Genomic DNA, 20013 nt, shown 5'->3' on the forward strand with positions numbered 1-20013 from the left:
CGGTTGGATTTTCAGGATCGGTTGGATTTTCAGGATCAGTTGGATTCTCAGGATCGGTTGGATTCTCAGGATCGGTTGGATTCTCAGGATCGGTTGGTTCTTCGGGATCAGGGTTATCAGTATTACCGCCGTTACCACCTTCTGAACTATTTTTGGTGTAATAAACAGTATATTCCTGATCAGCACCCTCATAACTAGTATTTTTAGATTCTACCTCAGACAAGTCATCAGGATCAGCATCATTTTTGTCAACTTCTACAACATGATATCCTTGAATAGTTGGATTCTTAACAGCGTTAAAACTTGCACCTTCAGTAGCATTGTGCCAAGCATTAGGATCAGTCAATGAATCTTCGTCGTTATGATATAACGTAACTGATTTTCCATCCTTAGTACCTTGAAGGAAAGTAATGGAGTTTTTGTAGTCTGAGTCTAAAGTGTCATTAGTACCTTGTTCCAAATAATGAATGGTTTCATTGACTACGCTTCTTTTAGCGTTGACATCTAATTCTTGAATTGGCATGTAAACGTAAACAACTGTACCATTATTTCCTTCCTGATCCATAGTTCCAGATGCAGGTAAACTCTTTTCAGCACCTTTAACATTTATAGGAACCTTTAATTTGACACCACCAACAGTTACATTAGATGTCGTATTGTTTAATCCAACGTATACGTAATTAGGAATATCCTTTTGTGCCGTCTCATAGTTAGCCCCCATTACGGCTCCATTAGGGTAGGTTACGGTATCCTCAACAAGATCTTTACCTGTGAAGTAATCGATGTGTCTAACATTAACAGTAGCTGCGGTGGAAAACTCTAAACTCTCAAGTTTGAATTGATGTAAATTCTTGTTACCACCAGTTGAAGAGGTAACACTAAAAGCTAATGAATCTCCAAAGTTATTTGGAACTACATGGTTCCAAGTCATTGGATTTCCTTTATCGTCATAGTAAGTAATAGTAATAGTTCTATCTGATGCTACATATTCGATTGAAAAATCATGAAATTGTCCATCCAAATTACTGTCATTTATTTTTTGAACAGAGTTTTTATCGTAATCAGCCCACCATCTTTGAACTTTAGTACCATTATTCATTGGGATCTGTTGAGATGTCGTATAAACGAATGATCCAAATTGGGTAGAGCCAGAAGGATCAGCTGACCAACCAAAGTCATTAGAATTATTATAATCTATTTCAGCATTTGTTTTATTGCTACCAGGGCTTTGAAAATTGTTATGATAAGTATCTAATTTAAATCCAATGGCATTTTGTAAACCACCGATACCCATATTACCTCCGGCGTTACCAATAGCATCTGTATTACCAGTATGGAAAGCAAAGCCCATTCCATCGGCTCCACCTTTATTTTGGGTTTTGTTACCAAGATTTACTTGTCCTTTAAGAGTGAAATCTTGATTCAAATCAATTTTTTCGTTTAATGTAAAATTACCAACTTTATTATTTTGGTCAGGTGTTAAAGTAACGATACCTGAATTTTGATCATAAGTAGCAGAACCATGGGTTGTAAAATAGTCATTAAAATTATCTTTATCAACAGTTACTGAATTCAAATTACTATCACTAGCCACAGGAGTCACAGAAGTTGTAGATTCTGGAGTAGTTTGTTGTTGATTGTTGACGGTATTTGAATTATCTGTAATTTTATCATCGGTATTGGATGATTGAGTGTTGTTATCAGTATTAGATGTAGTGTCGGCAACAGTCGGACCATCTTGAGTTTCCTTTGATGTTTCCTCTGTTGAAGCGTCATCAGCCTTAACTGTTTGATAGTTGATCATTAATCCAGTACCAATTGTCAAGGCAGCAACGCAGCTTAATAGTGAATTACGTACTAAGCCATTCTTTATGCAAAATTTTTTCATAATATCCCCCATAAATACTTTAGTAATTGTATATTCTTGAGTATAGCAGTGGTCTAACCAATTGTTAATAAAATAATAATAATTTGTTATAAAATCATTCTTTTTAAATATAATTTGATTTAAAAAATAACTTATTTTAAAACGAAACCAAATATCATGATAGTCGCTTTAATATTATTTAGATGATCGGTAAAAATAATTTAGAATAAATAATTATGATTAAAGAATGAATTAGTTTATTGAAATAATAAAAGAAAATTAGTGTAAACATATACATTGAAGGTATAAAAAAAGCTTTCACGATTGAACTACAAATTCAATCGTGAAAGCTATTAATTTATAAGCTGATTTTTAAATTTTCAAGCAACCCAGTGCCCTTTGGGTGCCAATTCAATTTAGATTTTGTTAATTCATTTGAAACAGGAAAATTTCCAGCAAACGATTTATCAACCATAAATATTTGATTTATTTCATTATTGTGAAACTCCAAAGAAGGTTGTTGTTTTAAGGGAAGATTCAATTTATTAGAAATGGTCTCGGCAATTTTTTTCGTGGGTAATTTTCCTTCGGCTACGGCATTAAAAACATGTAAACTGTGTTTTGGGCTTTGAGTGTAATTCAAAGCAGAAATAAATAAGTCTGCGACATCGTTGACGTTAACAGCATTCCAATAATTATCACCATTACCAAAATAAGATACGAATTTGTTCTTTTTTGCTTGTTGGATTAATAGTGAAACTAATCCATAACGTTCATTTCCATGAACAGACATGGCCAAACGAACTACATTGGCATTAATGCCTTGAGAGATCAATTATCTGGCAATTAATTTGGATTTTCTAGAAATAATTTTTTCAATACCATTAAATCCAGTATCTGTTTCCAGTAAAATATGATTAGGAAATAATCCTCCGAGTCTCATAGTTACAATAAGCGGTTTTTGAGTACCCTTTATTGCATGGCCCATCGCATTAATTGCATTTGCATCAATAGTGTTAGCCCTTTGGGGATTTACAAAATTATTTACAAATCCAAGATGTATTGTGGCGTCTGATTCAGTTGCACCTTTTTTTAAAATATCTAAATCTTCTAGATTGCCACGTAAAGGAGTAGCGCCAACTAACTTTAATTTCTCTTCACTGTTTTTAGAACGAGCCAAACCAATTACTTCGTTCTTGCTATCAACCAATTTTTTTGTAACCAGTGATCCTACATTTCCAGTTGCTCCAGTTATAAAAATTTTCATTATAACGCCTCGTAATCTTTTAATAGATAATATTCTAACACTTTGAAATTTGATCATCTAATCAAAATATATATTATTTATAATAGACTGTCAGTTTGCTTTTTAGTATTATTAATAGAAATTTTAACTATTTAAATAAGTTAAAATATGATAAGAATACTTTAAGCAAGTTAAATCATTTCTTAAGAGTTTGGGCTTATATTATGAATGGAAATATTCTACGTGTCCAAAAAATTTATTTGGAAGAAAGAACTGTATTGGGCAAATCAATAGAGTTACCAATTGGTGACTCTTATGGAGATAAAATTATTTTTTTTAACCCACAAGTTATTATGAAGAATACTCAAAATGATAGTTTTCAAATAAAAAAACTTCTTGAAAAGGTTATTTTATTGTCCTAAATGGATTATTAAAAAGAATGCTAGTTCAAAAACCATTTTTAATGGTCTCGAACTAGCATTCTTTTTATTCTGAAATTATTTTAGAATATTATTAATAACTTCTACTTCATCATCACTGAATTTAAGATTATCAAGTGCTTTCAAATTATCATCAAGATGTTCAATACTTGCAGTACCAATAATTACACTAGCAACCACAGGATCTCTTAATAGCCAAGCTAATGCAAACTGACTAAGTGTTTGATTACGATTCTTAGCCAAATTATTCAATGAATTAAGTTTGTTAATTAAAGTATCTTTACCATTATCAAAAAGATATTGATTAGTATGATGAATCTTGAAACTATCTGGAATCCCTTTGAGGTATCTGTCTGATAATAATCCTTCAGCTAATGGACCATAAGCGATTGCTCCAGCACCATTTTTTTTCAATATATCAATAATCCCACTATTCTCAACATGATTATTTAAAATATTCATACTCATTTGATCTAGTACAAAGGGGGTACCCAATTTTTTAAATAGTGTAATAGCTTCTTTTAATTGTGGTGCTTCGTAATTTGACACTCCAACATATAATGCCTTACCAGATTTAACGATATCATCAAGTGCTCGAACAGTTTCCTCAATTGGAGTAGTTTCGTCGTAACGATGAGCATAATAGATATCGACATAATCCAAATTTAAACGTTTCAAAGAATCGTTGATTCCTTGAATTAAAGATTTTCTGGAGGTACCAATACCATAAGGGCCGTCATGAATTTCATATCCAACCTTAGTAGAGATGACTAATTCATCACGATAGGATTTTAATTCATCATTTAGTATTTGTCCAAGTAATTTCTCAGAGCTACCGAAGTCCCCATCACCATAATGATTAGCATTATCAAAATGAAAAATACCTTTATCAAAAGCGTGCAAAATAACTTTCCGCCTATCGTTGAATGGGTCAGCACTACCAAATTTTTTCCATAATCCTAACGAGATGGGTGGGAGCATTAAACCACTCTCGCCTGCATGACGAACTAGTCCATTTGAATAACGATTATTTGCTGCTGAATACATAAAATCATCCTCCTTATTAACTGATTTAATAATATTCTAATGAAAACGTATTATCAATAATAGTATCTTTTTGAAACTTCCAATAATATATAACGCCGTTATATATTATTAAAATTTTGTAATGTAAAGGATATTTGATAGATGATCCTGTTATGATGATTTACGCTATTCATTAAAGAGGTGTTAAATAATGAAATTACATGATCAAATAAAAAAGTATCGTCAGGAATATGGATTTTCTCAGGAAGACCTAGCAGATAAAATTCACGTATCGCGCCAAACAATATCGAATTGGGAGAACAAGAAAAGTTACCCAGATGTTGATAGTCTATTACTTTTAAGTTTATTATTTAATGTATCCCTTAATGATCTAGTAGAAGGGGACCTTGGAATAATGAAACGAGTATTAATGAATCATGATTTAGATATTTGGACAAAGATTATGTTAGCTTTTTTATCTCTTGGTGTAGTTGTGGGAATTCCTTTAACGTATTTATTTTCCAAATGGGGTCTTGCAGTGGCAATAATGTTGTTTATTATTGGGATAAGTGCATCTATTAAAGTAGATTCTATCAAAAGAAAGGGCAATTTGAGAACGTATCAAGAAATTATAGCTTTTATGGAAGGTCGTAAATTGAGTGACGACGAGAAGATCAGAGATAGAAACGGGTATTGGAAAGTTGAATTACTCATGTTTATAGGTAGTGCCTTGATAACAGCAATTATTTCTGAAATCATTTTGTTATTTATAAAGTTATTATAAGGTTTGACTTCATGTCGTTTGGTTCAGAAAGCGATTGTTTACATCAAGATAATGAATTTGTGTTTTGTTGATAGTTATAAAAAAACTAATTTGTTGACCATTAAGAAATGGTTATTAAATTAGTTTTTTATTTGAGTTAAATAATTTTGCAATCCTAAATAAACGTTTGCTAGACTGAAATTAAACAATATTCAGGGAGAATATATGAACAATATAAAGAAGTTACCGATTGAAATAAAAAGTATTTGGAGATTAAATGCCATAATGGATTTTTTGATCTTAATTGCTATTACTATTGCAATATTTATCTGGAGAATATTTGCACCTATTGATATGAAAAAGGGGTTAGGAGTAGCAACTTTAATCTTATTAATTACTGCCATCTTAGTATTATTAATTGAATTAATTTTGGTGACTTACCATTGGAATTTTTGGACTTATTATATTGACGAACGACAAGTTGAATTGCATCATGGTTTCTTTTTTAGAAAGCAAATAATTATGCCAATTGCTCGAATTCAAAATGTTACTTTAAAGCAGGGACCAATTCTCCGTTGGAAAAATCTTCAAAAAGTTATCATTGTGACGGCGGCAGGTTCAGAAGAAATTACGGGTTTAAAAAATGATGAAGCCAATAATTTGAAAGAATTAATAATGAAATTGGCGCAGGAGGCAAAAAATGACATCTAAGCCTAGACATCTGCATCCGGCCGCATTAGTTTTTTTCTTATACCAATCATTCAAAGAGGGTATCTTGCCATTTATCATCTCAGTAATTGGAACTACCAATACAAAATCAAAGGATATAGTGGTTGGTATTGGAGTTATTTTTGTGTTTTTTATTATTGTTACAACCTTATTGAATTATTGGATGTTCACTTATCAAATACTGTCAGATGAAATTGTTACTAAATCGGGAATTTTTGTAAAAAAAATTAATCATGTACCATATGATAGGATTCAAAATGTGATGACTAATCAATGGTTCTTCTTAAAACCTTTTGGATTAGAGGAATTGAAAATTGAAACGGCAAGCCAAACTGAACAGGCCGAAGTTGAATTAAAAGCTGTACCTAATAAATTACGACAGGAAATAGAGAACCTACGTAGTGATCAATGGAACAATGAACAAGTAAAAGAAATTAAGCAGAATGAAAATACTTATTCTATTACTTGGAAGGACTTAATAAAATTCTCCTTAACGTCTTCAACCTTTTTAAGCGGATTGTTATTGATTATGGCAATGTATGGTAAAATACAACGTTTTATAGATAAACAAATTTATCAAACTGCTGCAAATGAATTTTCGCATTTAGGATCTATGTTACTTCTATTAATTATATTGTTAATATTATTGATTCTTTATTTAATTTCGGCTTTGGTTCTAATATCCCAATATTATCATTTTACTTTAGTCGAGAAAGATGGCCATTTTGAAATAACTCGAGGTTTATTCCAAGTCAAACGAACTGATATTTCAATAAATCGTATTCAGGCAATTATTATTAAAAAATCATTTATTAGAACTCTCTTAGGCATTGCTACAATAAAGTTAGTAGTTATTTCAAATACTAAGGAAAATAGTTCTGATAAAGATGTGATTATTATGCCAGTTATTAAGTCTGGGCAATTGAAGAAGTTTATGGAACAATTTTTTCCTGATATTCCATTTAAGAATGGCGTTGCCGTTAAGCCAAGGAAATTAACATACTATTACTATTTGAGAAATGTTACTATTCCGGTAATTGTAATAGCTGGAGTTATATTGTGGTTATTTCATTTAACATGGGTATCTGGAATTTTAATAATAATTGAATCAGCATGCTGGTATGTACCAGCTTATCTAGTTAGCCGTTGTTCAAAATCAGAATTGATAGATGAAAGATTCTTGGTATTACAAAATAGTTATTTAATGACTAAACAAACTATTTACGTTCCTAAAAGAAATATTCAATATATAAGAAGAAAAGATAGTATTTGGTTAAATAAGCGAAAAATAGCAAGTTTGATAGTTAATATAAGATCAGGAGTAGGCGAAAGAAGATTTAGAATTAGTTATCAACCACAATTTGAAATTAATAATATTGTGGAATGGTATAAAAAATGAGTGACATGGATATTCTTTCCTTTATTAAAAGTTTTTTGTTAATCTTGAATTAAGAAACAATAAAAAATAAATGAAAGTAGGGATGATGAAAATGGCAATGTTGTATGGTAAACACAATCAAAAAGAAGAAAAATATTTAAAACCTATTTTTGGAACTAGTGAAGAGAGCAATGATATACCCAAATATGAGCTTAATGACGAATCCATAGAACCAAGGGAAGCTTATGAATTGGTAAAAGACGAGTTATTAGATGAGGGTAATGCTCGATTGAACCTAGCAACATTCTGTCAAACCTACATGGAGCCTGAAGCAGAGAAATTGATGAGTGAAACTCTGTCTAAAAATGCAATTGATAAATCCGAATATCCAAGAACGGCAGATTTGGAAAATAGATGTGTTAATATGATTGCCAAATTATGGAATGCCGACTCCAATCAATCCTATTTGGGAACGTCAACGATTGGATCATCTGAAGCCTGTATGTTGGGTGGAATGGCAATGAAATTTAACTGGCGTAAAAATGCTTTGAAACAAGGATTAGATATTAATAAGAAGAAACCTAATCTGGTAATAAGTTCCGGTTATCAAGTTTGTTGGGAAAAATTCTGTGTTTATTGGGATATCGAATTGCGAACAGTTCCAATCGACTTGGATCATATGTCAATGAACATGGAAAAAGTTATGGACTATGTTGATGAATATACAATAGGAATTGTTGGAATATTGGGTATTACATATACTGGACAATATGACAATATTGAAAAGCTAGACTCTTTGGTAAATCAGTACAATGAAAAAACTGATTTTCCAGTTTATATTCATGTTGATGCCGCATCTGGGGGATTCTATACACCATTTATGGAACCGGAATTAAAATGGGATTTTCGTTTAAAAAATGTTATATCAATTAACGCTTCAGGACATAAATATGGTTTAGTCTATCCTGGTGTTGGTTGGATTGTCTGGAGAGATAAAAAATATTTACCCGAAGAATTAGTTTTCAAAGTTAGTTATCTTGGTGGAGAATTACCAACGATGGCAATTAACTTCTCTCATTCAGCATCCCAAATAATAGGTCAATATTATAACTTTGTTCGCTTTGGATACACGGGTTATAAATTGATACATCAGAGAACTCATAAAGTATCCAAGTACATAGCGGATGAAATCAATAAAACTAACTTGTTCGAATTGGTTAATGATGGATCCAGATTACCGGTAATATGCTATCGAATTAAGAAGAATAAAGATCTTAAGTGGAATCTTTATGATTTATCAGATCGACTTTTAATGCATGGTTGGCAGGTTCCTGCTTATCCGCTGCCTGAAAATTTAGAGACTGAGGTGGTTCAAAGAATTGTTGTGAGAGCTGACTTGGGTATGAACATGGCACATGATTTCGCGGAGGATTTTAATTCTGCGATTGAGGTTTTGAATAAGGGAATTATTCATTCTGATAAAAAGGTGCCATTAAAAAAATATGGATTTACACATTGATTGAAAACAAATGAATTTAGAATTATTAGAAATAGTAGTTTAATTAATAATGGAGGTATTTTTATGCAATTCAAAAAATTAAATAATGATGTTTCTATTCCAATGCTAGGATTTGGAACATACAAAATTGACAGTTCAGACGTTGATGCGGTTATTGAGGGTGCTCTGACTGATGGTTATCGTCATTTTGATTGTGCTCATATTTATGGTAATGAAAAGGCCATCGGTGAAGCGTTTCAAAAAGCTTCAATTAAGAGAGAAGACCTATTTATAACATCGAAAGTTTGGAACGAGGATCAAGGTTACGATAAGACTTTGGCTGCATTTGAGCAAACGTTAAAAGACTTGCAGATGGATTATTTGGATTTGTATTTAATTCACTGGCCAAATGAAGATAATTTTGATTTAACTTTAGATACATGGAAAGCCTTAGAGACTCTTTATGATCAAGGAAAGGTTAAGTCAATCGGAGTATCCAACTTCTCTGAGGAACAATTGGAAAAAGTATTTGCAATGGCAAAGGTTAAACCAATGGTTAATCAAATTGAACGTCATCCGTATAAAGTTCAAAAAGAGCTGGGGGATTTTGATACAGCTAATGGCATTGTTAATGAAGGTTACTCACCAATTGGACATGGTCATTTGATTTTGGAAGATCCAGTAGTCAATAAGATTGCCCAAGCACATGGAAAGACTGCAGCACAAGTAGTATTGCGTTGGCATATTGATACAGGATTCGTTATTTTTCCTAAATCGTCTAAGGTTAGTCGAGTTAAAGAGAACTTTGATATCTTTGATTTCAAACTTACTGATGATGAAATTGAGGCAATCAATAATTTAGATCAAGATAAACATCTTAATTATTAGAATTTATTGTCTGAGACCCAGTAATAATCATATTTTGATTATTACTGGGTCTATTTGTTTTCATTGTAATAAAAGGAAAGAAAACGGTTGCGTTTGTATGATTAGTTAGTTAAAGTGAAAGCAGTATCAAAAATTGAGAGGGATTTTAATATGTATAAAATGATTGTCTGTGACCTTGATGAGACATTAATGAATGATGATGGAAGTTTATCCGAAAAAAATGCGGCCGCTATTCAAGCAGCCACTGCTAAGGGAGTATATTTTGTTCCCAATTCAGGACGTAGTTATACATCATTTCAAAATGATTTAGAAAAGATGCATTTACGTAATCAACCTAACCAATATTCGATTTCTTATAATGGTGGTTTAATTTTAGAAAACAAAGGCAATAAACCTTTAGCCGTCAATGCTATGCCATTTGATGTTGCAAAGGCCGTTTTTGAAGTGGGTGCAGCCAATAAAAAGGCAGCAACACATGTATATACACAAGATGTTCTATATATTTACAACCCAGTACCAGAAGATTCATCTTATTTAATTAACCGTGGCGTATCCTTTGAAGAAATGAAGACACCAGACTTTGATCAATTCAAGGATAAGAATATTATGAAAGTCATTATGGCTTTGCCAACTGTTGAAGAGCGTAAACAAATGCGTCGGGGTGTTGAAGCTCAGGTTGATTCTACAAAACTTGCAGTGACATTCTCTTCAGGTCGGTACGTTGAATTTAATCCAGCCGGAATAGATAAAGGCAGCGCGTCAGTTCAATTGGGAAAATTATTGAATATCAAACCTGAAGAAATCATTGCAGCTGGCGATAATAGTAATGATCTGCCAATGTTGAGAGCTGTTGGGTTACCCGTTAGTGTTGCTAATGGGATAGATATTGTTAAGGATACTGCTAAATATATTACTGAGGCTGATAATAATCATGATGCTTTGGCCGAGGTTATTAATAAATTTGTACTATAAGTAAAAAGAACTTATCCATTAATATTACGGATAAGTTCTTTTTGTTTGGCATTAAGTAATTAATAACCTGATGTAATATGTCTTAATTGCCATACTTAATAGGATTTTCCTTGGTGATGTCGATGGTCAATAATAACCTTTTTGTTTATTTCTGTGAATGATTTATTTTATTTAGTAATATATAGATGTCAAATAAAAATTGAGGATGTTATCGTATGGCAATAAATCACGAGATTATTAAAAATGTCAGTAATTTACCAGTCAAAATATTTTCTTTTTCAGCTAAAAATCTCGATAAATATATTCCAAAACATTGGCATCAAAATACAGAATTATTATATTGCATTAAAGGAAGTTTAAAAGTTTGGGAAAATAAGGCTGAATATCTTTTGGAAGAAGGAGATTTGATAGTTATTAATCCTAATCAAATTCATTCGACGCAAAGTCCAGAAAAAAATCATATTTTGGTAATTCAGTTTCCGTTGACATTTTTGAAACAAGTTAGTAGGGGGGAATACAATCGATTATGGTTATTTTCAGTAAATACATTGAAGAACAAGTTGGAAGACAAAACTTTATTTAGTAGTTTGGATAAGATTGATGAATTAAATAATACAAATAGTATTCAAGCAGATCTGGAATCAATGGTTGAAGTTTATCATTTATTATCGGAGTTATTAAGATTTACTAAGGTTGGGGTCGATAATGAACAAATAAGAAGAAATGATAAAAAACTAGATAATTTAACAGAAGTAATTTCATATATAAATGAGAATTATCAAAGTACATTGTATCTAGAAAACGTATCAAATCACTTCAATTTTTCTGCAAATTATTTTTCTAGATATTTTAAGGAATATTTGGGCGTAGGTTTTACAGATTATGTGAATACTATAAGACTAGATGATGCTTTTAAGAAATTAATACATTCAAATCAAAATTTATTGAGTATTGCCATGGATGCGGGTTTTGTAAATTATCGTAATTTTTATAATGCCTTTGTGAGAACTTATCAAATGTCACCGAGAAAATATCGTGACCTATATCAAAAGAAGTAATATATTTACATGTTTTAGGGTTTTAAAGAACATGAAAGCGCTTGTCTAAGCTATTAAAATAATACTTGTAATAAAGAAATTATAAAAACTTATATTTCGAGGGGGATATAAAAATGAAACATAAATTACAAGCGTTTTTCGCTAGGATAACTCCTACGTTGGACAAGATAAGCACTAACAAATATTTACAAACAATAATGGGAGCTATGATGGCTACTTTAGGTCCGGTTATTTTAGGATCAATTGCTGTTTTACTATCAATTTTTACACAAAAACTTAAAATTACAGCTTTAGCAACTGTATTGACAGCGGTCAATACTTTTACAATTGGTTCATTAGCTTTGTATATTGCTTTTCTAATGGCAAAGTTTTTGGTACCACATTATCTGAAACATGATGATGGCTTTACAGCTGGCATTATTTCATTAATGAGTTTCTTAATTTTGACGCCATTAGGTCAGATTGTTCATAAGGGGGGGAATGTTTCGGCTATTCCAACAACATGGTTATCATCACAAGGTGTTTTCTCTGCAATGATTGTTGGGTTAATTGTTGGAAGATTATATGTTTATATTAAACAACATGGCTGGACAATTAAAATGCCTTCAAGTGTTCCACCAATGGTTTCCGATGCTTTCAGTGCTTTAATTCCATCACTTTTAATTGGTACTTTATTTGCAATTATTAGTTATTTATTTTCTCTAACAAGTTATGGCAACGTTCATCAAATGGTATTTACACTTATTCAACAACCCTTACGTGGTGTTGGTGGATCGATTTGGGCAATGATTTTAGTGAGTTTATTAATGCAAATTTTATGGTTTTTTGGAATTCATGGAACTAATGTTGTGTTGCCACTCGTTACGCCAATTTGGTTATCGATGGATATGGAAAACTTAAGCGCTGTTGCTAAGGGACAAACTCCTCCAAATATTATTGGTTTGGCATTTTTTAATGTTATCACTTGGAGTGGATTGGCTTTAGGACTTGTTATTTTAATGTTATTTGCCAAGAGTAAACAATATAAAGAATTAGGTCGTTTGGCTATAATTCCTGCAGCATTTGGTATTACAGAACCAGTTATTTTTGGTACGCCACTTGTTTTAAACTTTGATTTGGTTTTTCCTTTTATTACTAATAATACTATTGCCTTAATTATTGCTTATCTGTTAACTAAGGCTGGAATTGTTGCTAGGTTTATTGGGGCTCAAGCAGTGTTTGGATTGCCATTAGGATTTCATGCTGCTGTTGAGGGACATATTTCAATCATTATTTTACAGGTCTTTTTACAGTTAGTCCTATCACCATTATTATGGTTCCCATGGTTTAAGCATATGGATAATAAAGCATATAAGTTGGAACAACAAGAAAAATAAAGGATCTGAAATAATGAATGAAAAAGACTTAAAAAATTTATTAAATGATTTGAGTTTGGATGAAAAAATTGGACAATTAATTCAATTATCAGGAGAATTCTTTAGTTCTAATAATGATATTTCTACTGGACCTGAGAAGAAATTGGGTATTAGTAGTAAAATGGTTGATTTATGTGGATCAGTCCTTAATGTTGTGGGAGCTAGGGAAACACATAGAATTCAAGATGAATATATAAAAAAACAAAAGCATCATATTCCCTTAATATTTATGTCCGATATTATTTATGGTTTGAAAACAGTGTATCCAATTCCATTGGGATTGGGAGCAACATGGAATCCTGAATTGATTCAGGAAGCATATAAAAATACCGCTGATGAAGCCTATGCAAGTGGTAATCAAGTAACTTTTGCACCAATGGTCGATTTAGTACATGATGCTAGGTGGGGGAGAGTTCTTGAATCAACTGGAGAAGATCCATATTTAAATTCTCAATTTGCAAAGTCTATGGTTAAAGGGTTTCAATCAGAATTACCTAAACGTGGTATTGCTTCATGTGTTAAACATTTTGCGGCCTATGGTGCAGCTGAATCTGGACGTGAATATAATAATGTTGATATATCTGAAAATAGATTGCGTCAGAGTTACTTACCTCCTTACAAAGCAGCAGTTGATGCTGGAGCAAAATTGGTAATGACTTCATTTAATACATTGAATGGTGTACCTGTGACTGGAAATAAATGGTTGTTAAAGGATATTCTTCGTACGGAATGGAACTTTGAAGGTATTATTATTAGTGATTATGCTGCCGTATCGGAATTAGTAGCGCATGGATTTGCTAAGGATAATAGAGAAGCTACCAAATTGGCAATGGATGCTACCGTTGATATTGATATGAAATCTCCTTGTTATGCTAGTCAATTACAACCCTTAATTTCTGAAGGTAGACTTGATGAGAATAAAATTGACAATGCTGTTTGGAGAGTATTGAAATTAAAAAATGAATTGGGATTATTTGAAGATCCCTATCGTGGTTCTTCAGAAGAATTGGAGAAGAAGTCAGTTCTATCTTCTGAAAAAAGAAAACTTGCATGTAAAGTTTCCACTGAAGCAATGGTTTTGCTTAAAAATAAAAATCATATTTTACCCTTAGATAATAAGAGTAATCAAAACATAGCATTAATTGGACCATACGAGAATGAACATGAATTATTAGGATTATGGGCTGTGCATGGAGATAGAAGTGAAACAATTACTATTGAAGATGGTATAAGGAAATATCTTGATTCTTCCAAGTTGAAGACGGCAAAAGGAACTGATATTTTAAGAGATAAAAAAATGTTGTCAGGAATTGGTTTGAATGATGAACAGATTTCTTCAATTGTTTCTTCAGATAAAATTGAAGAAAACAATAATAAAAAAGCAATTGAAATTGCTAAGAATTCTGATGTTATAATTTTTGCTGCGGGAGAGCATACTATTGAAAGTGGAGAAGCTGGAAGTCGTGGTAAGTTAACACTCCCAGATAATCAGCTGAAATTATTGAATAAATTAGCAAATCTTAATAAACCAATTATTTTAATTAATATTAGTGGAAGACCTTTAATATTAACTAAAATTGTTCCTAAAGTTGATGGAATAATTCAAGCATGGTTCCCTGGAACAGAAGGTGGAAATGCCATTGCCGACATATTATTTGGTAAATCAAATCCATCTGGTCGCTTGTCAATGAGTTTTCCTTCTGATGTTGGACAATTGCCGATTTATTACAATGGTTATAGCACAGGAAGATCAATAGAAACTTCGAAACATAGTAGTAGATTTATGTCTAGATATTTGGATATTCCCAATGCGCCACTATATCCTTTTGGATATGGTTTATCCTACAGTAATGTGGAATATAGTGACATTGAATTATCGTCTAATGAGATGAATAGGAATGAAAAGATAACTGCAGCTATTACACTAAAAAATAATAGTGATATTAAAACTATTGAGACTGTTCAACTCTATATTAGAGATCCATTTGCATCAGTTGTCCAACCCGTTAAGAATCTCAAAGGATTTAAACAAGTATTGCTTTCCGCCTATGAGAGCAAGGTAGTTTCATTTGATATTTGTAAGGATATGCTCAGTTTTTATGGAGCAGATAATAAAATAACTATTGAACCTGGTGAATTTCAAGTATTTATTGGCTCAAATAGTAATGTTAAAAAATTTATAACATTTAATTTGAAGTAAAAAAATAATAGATTGAATATTTAATTATTCAGTCTATTTTTTTTAATAATTTTTTATAACTTCGATAAGACAGGATATGTGTAACTTTTAAATTACCATCAAAATTCCCCTTTAAATAAAAAACACCTCACAGTAAACCATGAAGTGTAAAAGTTTAATTTAATTTAGTCTGATTATCCTGTAGCCAAGAATTAGTACCAATGCGATACATTTTGATATTTGTTATTGGATTCACTGCTCGTCTGTCAATAATCCATTTACTACCAAAATTAACGGTTTGACCAGTGAAGTTGCCATTATTATCATAAATTTTGGCATCGGCAGTAGCTGTTATGCTAGAACCATATAAAAATTTTGCCCAAGGTAGTACATCACCAGCTGACACAAAACCGTTATTACTTATATGATAGTAATTGTTTCCATTTATGGTTGCAACTACATCGGAAATCCAATCGGAATTAGGTGATATTTCTAGGCCACTTTTATTGCCATAACGATCATAAAGAGGAGTGACATAATTTTTAGTAGTCACGCCACCACGCATATCAGCAGTGGTGTAATTATTACGATTAACGTAATCATCGCCTTTTTTATTAGCATCGGCTATATCGTATTTAGAAGGATTAGCATAATCGTTGTATCTGGTTTGATAATAATTATTTAAATCGTTAGGATCATATTTACTATATGATGCTTGATTGTTACCCATTTCTTGTGAAAAGTAAATCATTCCATTGTCTGAAATACTTAGGCCAATTCCTACATAGTTAATATAAGGGTTAAGCATATTTTTTCTATGGCCATAGTCGGGAACTTTATTGTACAACTCACTATAAAATTCATTAGTTATTTTTTCAGCGATAATTGATGGATCGGTTGAATTGATCATATAGTATGGCATTTGGGCGATATTTTCTTCAGCGGTGAAGTTGTACGGATACATTAGAGAAGTATTCCAATTAGCATGATCGTCAACACTGCCGGTATTTATAAATGAGTCGGTTCTAGTTTGGGCGTAGTTATTTAGAACATCTACTGATGTTAAAGAAGATAATCCATTTTGTATTCTTAGACGGTTAAGCTCTGTTAACATGGCTTTTTTTACCGCAGCCACGTCTATATTTTTATAATTGCTTTGGGATGCAATCATAACTGAGGGGTTGTTATCAGCTGTTGAAGTATTATTAGTTATGGTCGTATTATTAGAATTTGTATTTGAATCCGCAAATACTATATTTCCCCCAAAACTTGTAGCAAGAAAGGCACTAGTGGCTATTAAAACAGCCATCTTTTTAGATTTAGAAAACATAATGCTACATCCCTCATTTCGTTATCATACTGATTATTCTATATTATAATGATAAATTAAAAAAGGCAGTTTTGACAAAGAAAGGTATTTTATAATGAAAATATATTTTGCAGCTTCAATTCGTGGTGGACGTAACGATGTAGAAATATACAAAGAATTGATTAATTACTTAAAAAATGATCATCAGGTTTTAACAGAGCATATTGGTGACTACAATCTTTCTATACAGGGACAAAATCAACTTAAGGATAGCTTTATTCGTAACCGTGATATTGACTGGCTAAAACAAAGCGACATCGTTATCGCTGAAGCTACTAATCCCAGCTTGGGTGTTGGTTATGAATTGGCAATGGCAGAGAGATTAAATAAACCTGTAATTGTTTTGCATCGTTCAAATGGTACCCAACTTTCGGCAATGATAGCTGGAACAGAATATTTTACTAAAATTTTTGAATACCAAACGGTAGAAGAGGCTGAAAAAATTTTGGGTAAGGAATTAAAAAGGTCATAAACTTGCTATAAAAAGTTTATGATCTTTTTAATTTGTTTAATCATATTATTGTGAATTGAAATAGAAATTTATTAGAATTAAATTCCCTTTTATATTGTGAGTATAGAAAATAAAAGCAGAAATATTTGGACATCTTCTCTTTACATGTTTACACATCATCCTGAGATGGACTATAATGTGAACGTAATCACAATTATTTTAATGAATTATTTTGCTTCTTTATAAAATGAGTTTTTGATCAAAACTTACATGGAGGTAATATTATGAGTGATCGAGATACTGCGAATATTTTATGGTTCAATGAATTGCATCGAAAGGATGTTAATTTGGTAGGAGGAAAATCATCTTCATTAGGAGAGATGACCTCTTCTATGGATGTACCAGTTCCTTATGGCTTTGCTACGACAGCACATGCATATAGATATTTTATGGAAGAAACTGGTTTGAATAAAAAAGTTAATCAATTATTAGAAGATATGAATGATTATGAGGATTCAGATGAACTTCATAAAACTTGTGAAACAATTAGAAACCTAATAGTTGATGCTCAAATGCCTTCTGACTTAACTAATGATATAGAAAAGGCATATGCTGATCTAGCTGAGAAGATGGGTCAAGAAGATCCTTTTGTAGCAATTAGATCATCCGCTACGGCTGAGGATTTGCCAAATGCGTCTTTTGCAGGTCAGCAAGAATCATATCTTAATATCAAGGGTGCTGCAGATGTAGTTAACCGGGTACAGCAATGTTATTCTTCACTGTTTACTGATAGAGCAACATATTATCGTCATAAACAAGGCTTTCCACATGAAAAAGTTGCTCTTTCAGCAGCTGTCCAAATGATGGTATTTTCTAAAGCCTCGGGAATCATGTTCTCCGTAAATGTTGCTGATGGGGACGAATCAAAAATTGTTATTGATTCAATTTATGGATTAGGTGAATATATTGTATTAGGAAAAGTTACACCAAATCACTTTATTGTTGATAAGCAATCAATGAAAATTGTTGAGAGGAACGTCGTTAAGCAGACTGTTGAACTAATGAGAGTTCCAAATGGAGGAACAATTGAACAAGCAGTTCCTCAAGAATTACAAGATAAACAAGTTTTAACTGATGATCAAGTAATCGAGCTAGCTGGCTATGCTAAAGAAATTGAACGCCATTATGGTTGTTATATGGATATGGAATTTGCTTTGGATACAAATACTGATCGACTATGGATCGTTCAAGCACGTCCGGAAACGGTTTGGTCACAAAAAAAGAATAAAAATAGCGTTGGAGATGATAACGTGGTTGCAGAAGCAGATGCAAAAATTGCTGTTCGAGGATTGCCTGCAAGTCCTGGTTTAGCAAGCGGAGTTGTTCATGTTATTGATGATCCTAAAGATATAAATGAGTTTAAGGATGGAGAAATATTAGTTACTTTGATGACTTCTCCTGATTGGGTTCCTGCAATGAAGAAGGCTGCTGCTATTGTGACTAACAGTGGAGGAATGACTTGTCATGCTGCAATCGTTTCTCGTGAGATGCAGATTCCATGTATTGTTGGAACAAAGAGTCAAAACGTTGCCGCAACCGATGCGCTAAAGACTGGTGATGTGGTTACAGTTGATGCTAAAAATGGAATTGTTTATATGGGCAAAGTTGAAAGTATTCTTAAAAAGAACACTCCACAAGTTTCAGCAAACGGACAAGTGGTTGCTGCAGAAACGTTTGCACCTACAGCTACAGGAGTCATGATGAACCTTGGCGATCCTGAATTGGTTGATAAATATTCATCATTGCCAGCTGATGGTATTGGTCTAATGCGTGAAGAATTTTTATGGACGACCTATATTCATGAGCATCCACTATATTTGATTGAACAAGGACATCCAGAAAAAGTTGTTGACATGCTGGCTAGCGGAATAGCTAAGGTTGCAAGAGCTATGGCACCAAGACCAGTCGTATTACGTCTTTCTGATTTCAAATCAAGTGAGTATCGGAAATTAAAGGGTGGCGAGAAGTACGAACCTAATGAACCAGCCGACCTCTTAGGTTGGCGTGGTGCTTCACGTTACTACGATTCAAAATATATTGAAGCCTTCAAATTAGAATTAGCAGCAGTTAAAAAAGTTAGAAATGAATATGGTTTAAAGAATTTGAACGTGATGATTCCATTTGTTAGAACGGTTGCCGAAGCACAAAAAGTAACTGATATTATGCAAGATGAAGGATTGATTCGTGGGGAGGATTTCAAAGTTTATATGATGGCCGAGATTCCTTCAAATATTATTTTGGCAGATCAATTTAATAAATTTGTCGATGGTTATTCAATTGGTTCTAATGATTTAGCCATGTTGATCTTGGGTTGTGACAGAAATAATGACACAGTTGCTAGTCTCTTTGACGAACGTGACCTTTCAATAAAAAGAGCTATTCGTCACTTAATCAAGACTGCTCATAAAGATGGAAAGACAGTATCCATTTGTGGACAAGCACCTTCAGAGTATCCAGAATTTACTAACTTCCTTATTCAAAGCGGAATTGATTATGTTTCAGTTAACCCAGATATGGTTAAGGAAACCAAACGCAATGTAGCACACTTTGAACAACGTATTATGTTAGATAAGGCAACGGGTAGAGGATTGAATGATCCTGTTGATTATGATTGGAAATAATTAGATGTTTAAAAGACTACGTATATATTAATTCGTAGTCTTTTTGCTGGAGA

The 20013-nt window shown here is 32.3% G+C and carries 17 protein-coding genes; 12 read left to right on the forward strand and 5 right to left on the reverse strand.

What is annotated here, in order from left to right:
* From CBP76_RS07730 to CBP76_RS07740, 3 genes are all read right to left on the reverse strand, one after another.
* Positions 1-1888 (reverse strand): lectin-like domain-containing protein (locus CBP76_RS07730; RefSeq protein WP_342746076.1); only part of this gene is annotated, 1888 nt, incomplete at its 3' end.
* A gap of 337 nt (positions 1889-2225) precedes the next feature.
* Positions 2226-2702 (reverse strand): Rossmann-fold NAD(P)-binding domain-containing protein, encoded by a 477-nt coding sequence (locus CBP76_RS07735; protein WP_102196330.1) that lies wholly within the window; start codon positions 2700-2702, stop codon positions 2226-2228.
* Positions 2703-3134 carry an NAD-dependent epimerase/dehydratase family protein gene (locus CBP76_RS07740; protein WP_166667224.1) on the reverse strand — a complete coding sequence of 144 codons (432 nt, stop codon included), beginning with the start codon at positions 3132-3134 and terminating at the stop codon, positions 2703-2705.
* A 203-nt stretch (positions 3135-3337) separates the two neighbouring features.
* Between CBP76_RS07740 and CBP76_RS13080 the strand changes: the two genes are divergently transcribed.
* Positions 3338-3535 carry a hypothetical protein gene (locus tag CBP76_RS13080; protein WP_133120391.1) on the forward strand — a complete coding sequence of 66 codons (198 nt, stop codon included), beginning with the start codon at positions 3338-3340 and terminating at the stop codon, positions 3533-3535.
* 75 nt (positions 3536-3610) lie between these two features.
* On the opposite strand, the gene CBP76_RS07750 is transcribed toward CBP76_RS13080, so the two are convergent.
* Entirely contained in the window at positions 3611-4600 is a 990-nt protein-coding gene (locus CBP76_RS07750; RefSeq protein WP_102196333.1) for an aldo/keto reductase, read from the reverse strand.
* 190 nt (positions 4601-4790) lie between these two features.
* Between CBP76_RS07750 and CBP76_RS07755 the strand changes: the two genes are divergently transcribed.
* The 9 genes from CBP76_RS07755 (at position 4791) to bglX (ending at position 15480) form a co-directional block, all read left to right on the forward strand.
* On the forward strand, positions 4791-5363 hold the full coding sequence (locus CBP76_RS07755) for a helix-turn-helix transcriptional regulator (RefSeq protein WP_102196334.1): 573 nt from the start codon (positions 4791-4793) through the stop codon (positions 5361-5363).
* A 204-nt stretch (positions 5364-5567) separates the two neighbouring features.
* Entirely contained in the window at positions 5568-6053 is a 486-nt protein-coding gene (locus tag CBP76_RS07760; RefSeq protein WP_102196335.1) for a PH domain-containing protein, read from the forward strand.
* Complete coding sequence (locus tag CBP76_RS07765; protein WP_102196336.1) at positions 6043-7470, forward strand: PH domain-containing protein; 1428 nt, start codon at positions 6043-6045, stop codon at positions 7468-7470. The genes CBP76_RS07760 and CBP76_RS07765 overlap by 11 nt, the downstream gene beginning before the upstream one ends.
* Before the next feature lie 97 nt (positions 7471-7567).
* Entirely contained in the window at positions 7568-8968 is a 1401-nt protein-coding gene (gene gad / locus CBP76_RS07770) for a glutamate decarboxylase (RefSeq protein ID WP_102196358.1), read from the forward strand.
* Positions 8969-9031: 63 nt separating this feature from the next.
* The gene (locus CBP76_RS07775; protein WP_102196337.1) at positions 9032-9835 is read left to right on the forward strand and encodes an aldo/keto reductase; all 804 of its coding nucleotides are present in this window, start codon (positions 9032-9034) and stop codon (positions 9833-9835) included.
* 150 nt (positions 9836-9985) lie between these two features.
* Positions 9986-10807 (forward strand): Cof-type HAD-IIB family hydrolase, encoded by an 822-nt coding sequence (locus tag CBP76_RS07780; protein ID WP_102196338.1) that lies wholly within the window; start codon positions 9986-9988, stop codon positions 10805-10807.
* Positions 10808-11022: 215 nt separating this feature from the next.
* Positions 11023-11865: an AraC family transcriptional regulator gene (locus tag CBP76_RS07785; RefSeq protein WP_102196339.1), complete on the forward strand. Its 843-nt coding sequence runs from the start codon at positions 11023-11025 to the stop codon at positions 11863-11865.
* Between the two features lie 113 nt (positions 11866-11978).
* Positions 11979-13241 carry a PTS sugar transporter subunit IIC gene (locus tag CBP76_RS07790; RefSeq protein ID WP_102196340.1) on the forward strand — a complete coding sequence of 421 codons (1263 nt, stop codon included), beginning with the start codon at positions 11979-11981 and terminating at the stop codon, positions 13239-13241.
* A 13-nt stretch (positions 13242-13254) separates the two neighbouring features.
* Positions 13255-15480 carry a beta-glucosidase BglX gene (gene bglX, locus CBP76_RS07795; protein ID WP_102196341.1) on the forward strand — a complete coding sequence of 742 codons (2226 nt, stop codon included), beginning with the start codon at positions 13255-13257 and terminating at the stop codon, positions 15478-15480.
* A 154-nt stretch (positions 15481-15634) separates the two neighbouring features.
* Here bglX and CBP76_RS07800 read toward each other — a convergent pair whose 3' ends face one another.
* Complete coding sequence (locus CBP76_RS07800) at positions 15635-16789, reverse strand: CAP domain-containing protein (RefSeq protein WP_102196342.1); 1155 nt, start codon at positions 16787-16789, stop codon at positions 15635-15637.
* A 94-nt stretch (positions 16790-16883) separates the two neighbouring features.
* Here CBP76_RS07800 and CBP76_RS07805 point away from each other — a divergent pair, with 94 nt between their 5' ends.
* Positions 16884-17300 carry a nucleoside 2-deoxyribosyltransferase gene (locus CBP76_RS07805; protein ID WP_102196343.1) on the forward strand — a complete coding sequence of 139 codons (417 nt, stop codon included), beginning with the start codon at positions 16884-16886 and terminating at the stop codon, positions 17298-17300.
* A gap of 263 nt (positions 17301-17563) precedes the next feature.
* A complete protein-coding gene (gene ppsA / locus CBP76_RS07810) occupies positions 17564-19960 on the forward strand; it encodes a phosphoenolpyruvate synthase (RefSeq protein ID WP_102196344.1) in 2397 nt (798 codons plus the stop codon).
* Positions 19961-20013: the final 53 nt, after the last annotated feature.

Source organism: Companilactobacillus nuruki, from assembly GCF_002872255.1.
GTDB classification, from domain to species: domain Bacteria; phylum Bacillota; class Bacilli; order Lactobacillales; family Lactobacillaceae; genus Companilactobacillus; species Companilactobacillus nuruki.

Excerpts from the sequence above, each read along its gene's own strand:
- CBP76_RS07800 (WP_102196342.1), bottom strand. The coding sequence starts at position 16,789 with ATGTTTTCTAAATCTAAAAAGATGGCTGTTTTAATAGCCACTAGTGCC.
- CBP76_RS07780 (WP_102196338.1), top strand. The coding sequence starts at position 9,986 with ATGTATAAAATGATTGTCTGTGACCTTGATGAGACATTAATGAATGAT.
- CBP76_RS07760 (WP_102196335.1), top strand. The coding sequence starts at position 5,568 with ATGAACAATATAAAGAAGTTACCGATTGAAATAAAAAGTATTTGGAGA.
- CBP76_RS07790 (WP_102196340.1), top strand. The coding sequence starts at position 11,979 with ATGAAACATAAATTACAAGCGTTTTTCGCTAGGATAACTCCTACGTTG.
- ppsA (WP_102196344.1), top strand. The coding sequence starts at position 17,564 with ATGAGTGATCGAGATACTGCGAATATTTTATGGTTCAATGAATTGCAT.
- bglX (WP_102196341.1), top strand. The coding sequence starts at position 13,255 with ATGAATGAAAAAGACTTAAAAAATTTATTAAATGATTTGAGTTTGGAT.
- CBP76_RS07750 (WP_102196333.1), bottom strand. The coding sequence starts at position 4,600 with ATGTATTCAGCAGCAAATAATCGTTATTCAAATGGACTAGTTCGTCAT.
- gad (WP_102196358.1), top strand. The coding sequence starts at position 7,568 with ATGTTGTATGGTAAACACAATCAAAAAGAAGAAAAATATTTAAAACCT.
- CBP76_RS07775 (WP_102196337.1), top strand. The coding sequence starts at position 9,032 with ATGCAATTCAAAAAATTAAATAATGATGTTTCTATTCCAATGCTAGGA.
- CBP76_RS07755 (WP_102196334.1), top strand. The coding sequence starts at position 4,791 with ATGAAATTACATGATCAAATAAAAAAGTATCGTCAGGAATATGGATTT.
- CBP76_RS07785 (WP_102196339.1), top strand. The coding sequence starts at position 11,023 with ATGGCAATAAATCACGAGATTATTAAAAATGTCAGTAATTTACCAGTC.
- CBP76_RS13080 (WP_133120391.1), top strand. The coding sequence starts at position 3,338 with ATGAATGGAAATATTCTACGTGTCCAAAAAATTTATTTGGAAGAAAGA.
- CBP76_RS07805 (WP_102196343.1), top strand. The coding sequence starts at position 16,884 with ATGAAAATATATTTTGCAGCTTCAATTCGTGGTGGACGTAACGATGTA.
- CBP76_RS07765 (WP_102196336.1), top strand. The coding sequence starts at position 6,043 with ATGACATCTAAGCCTAGACATCTGCATCCGGCCGCATTAGTTTTTTTC.
- CBP76_RS07740 (WP_166667224.1), bottom strand. The coding sequence starts at position 3,134 with ATGAAAATTTTTATAACTGGAGCAACTGGAAATGTAGGATCACTGGTT.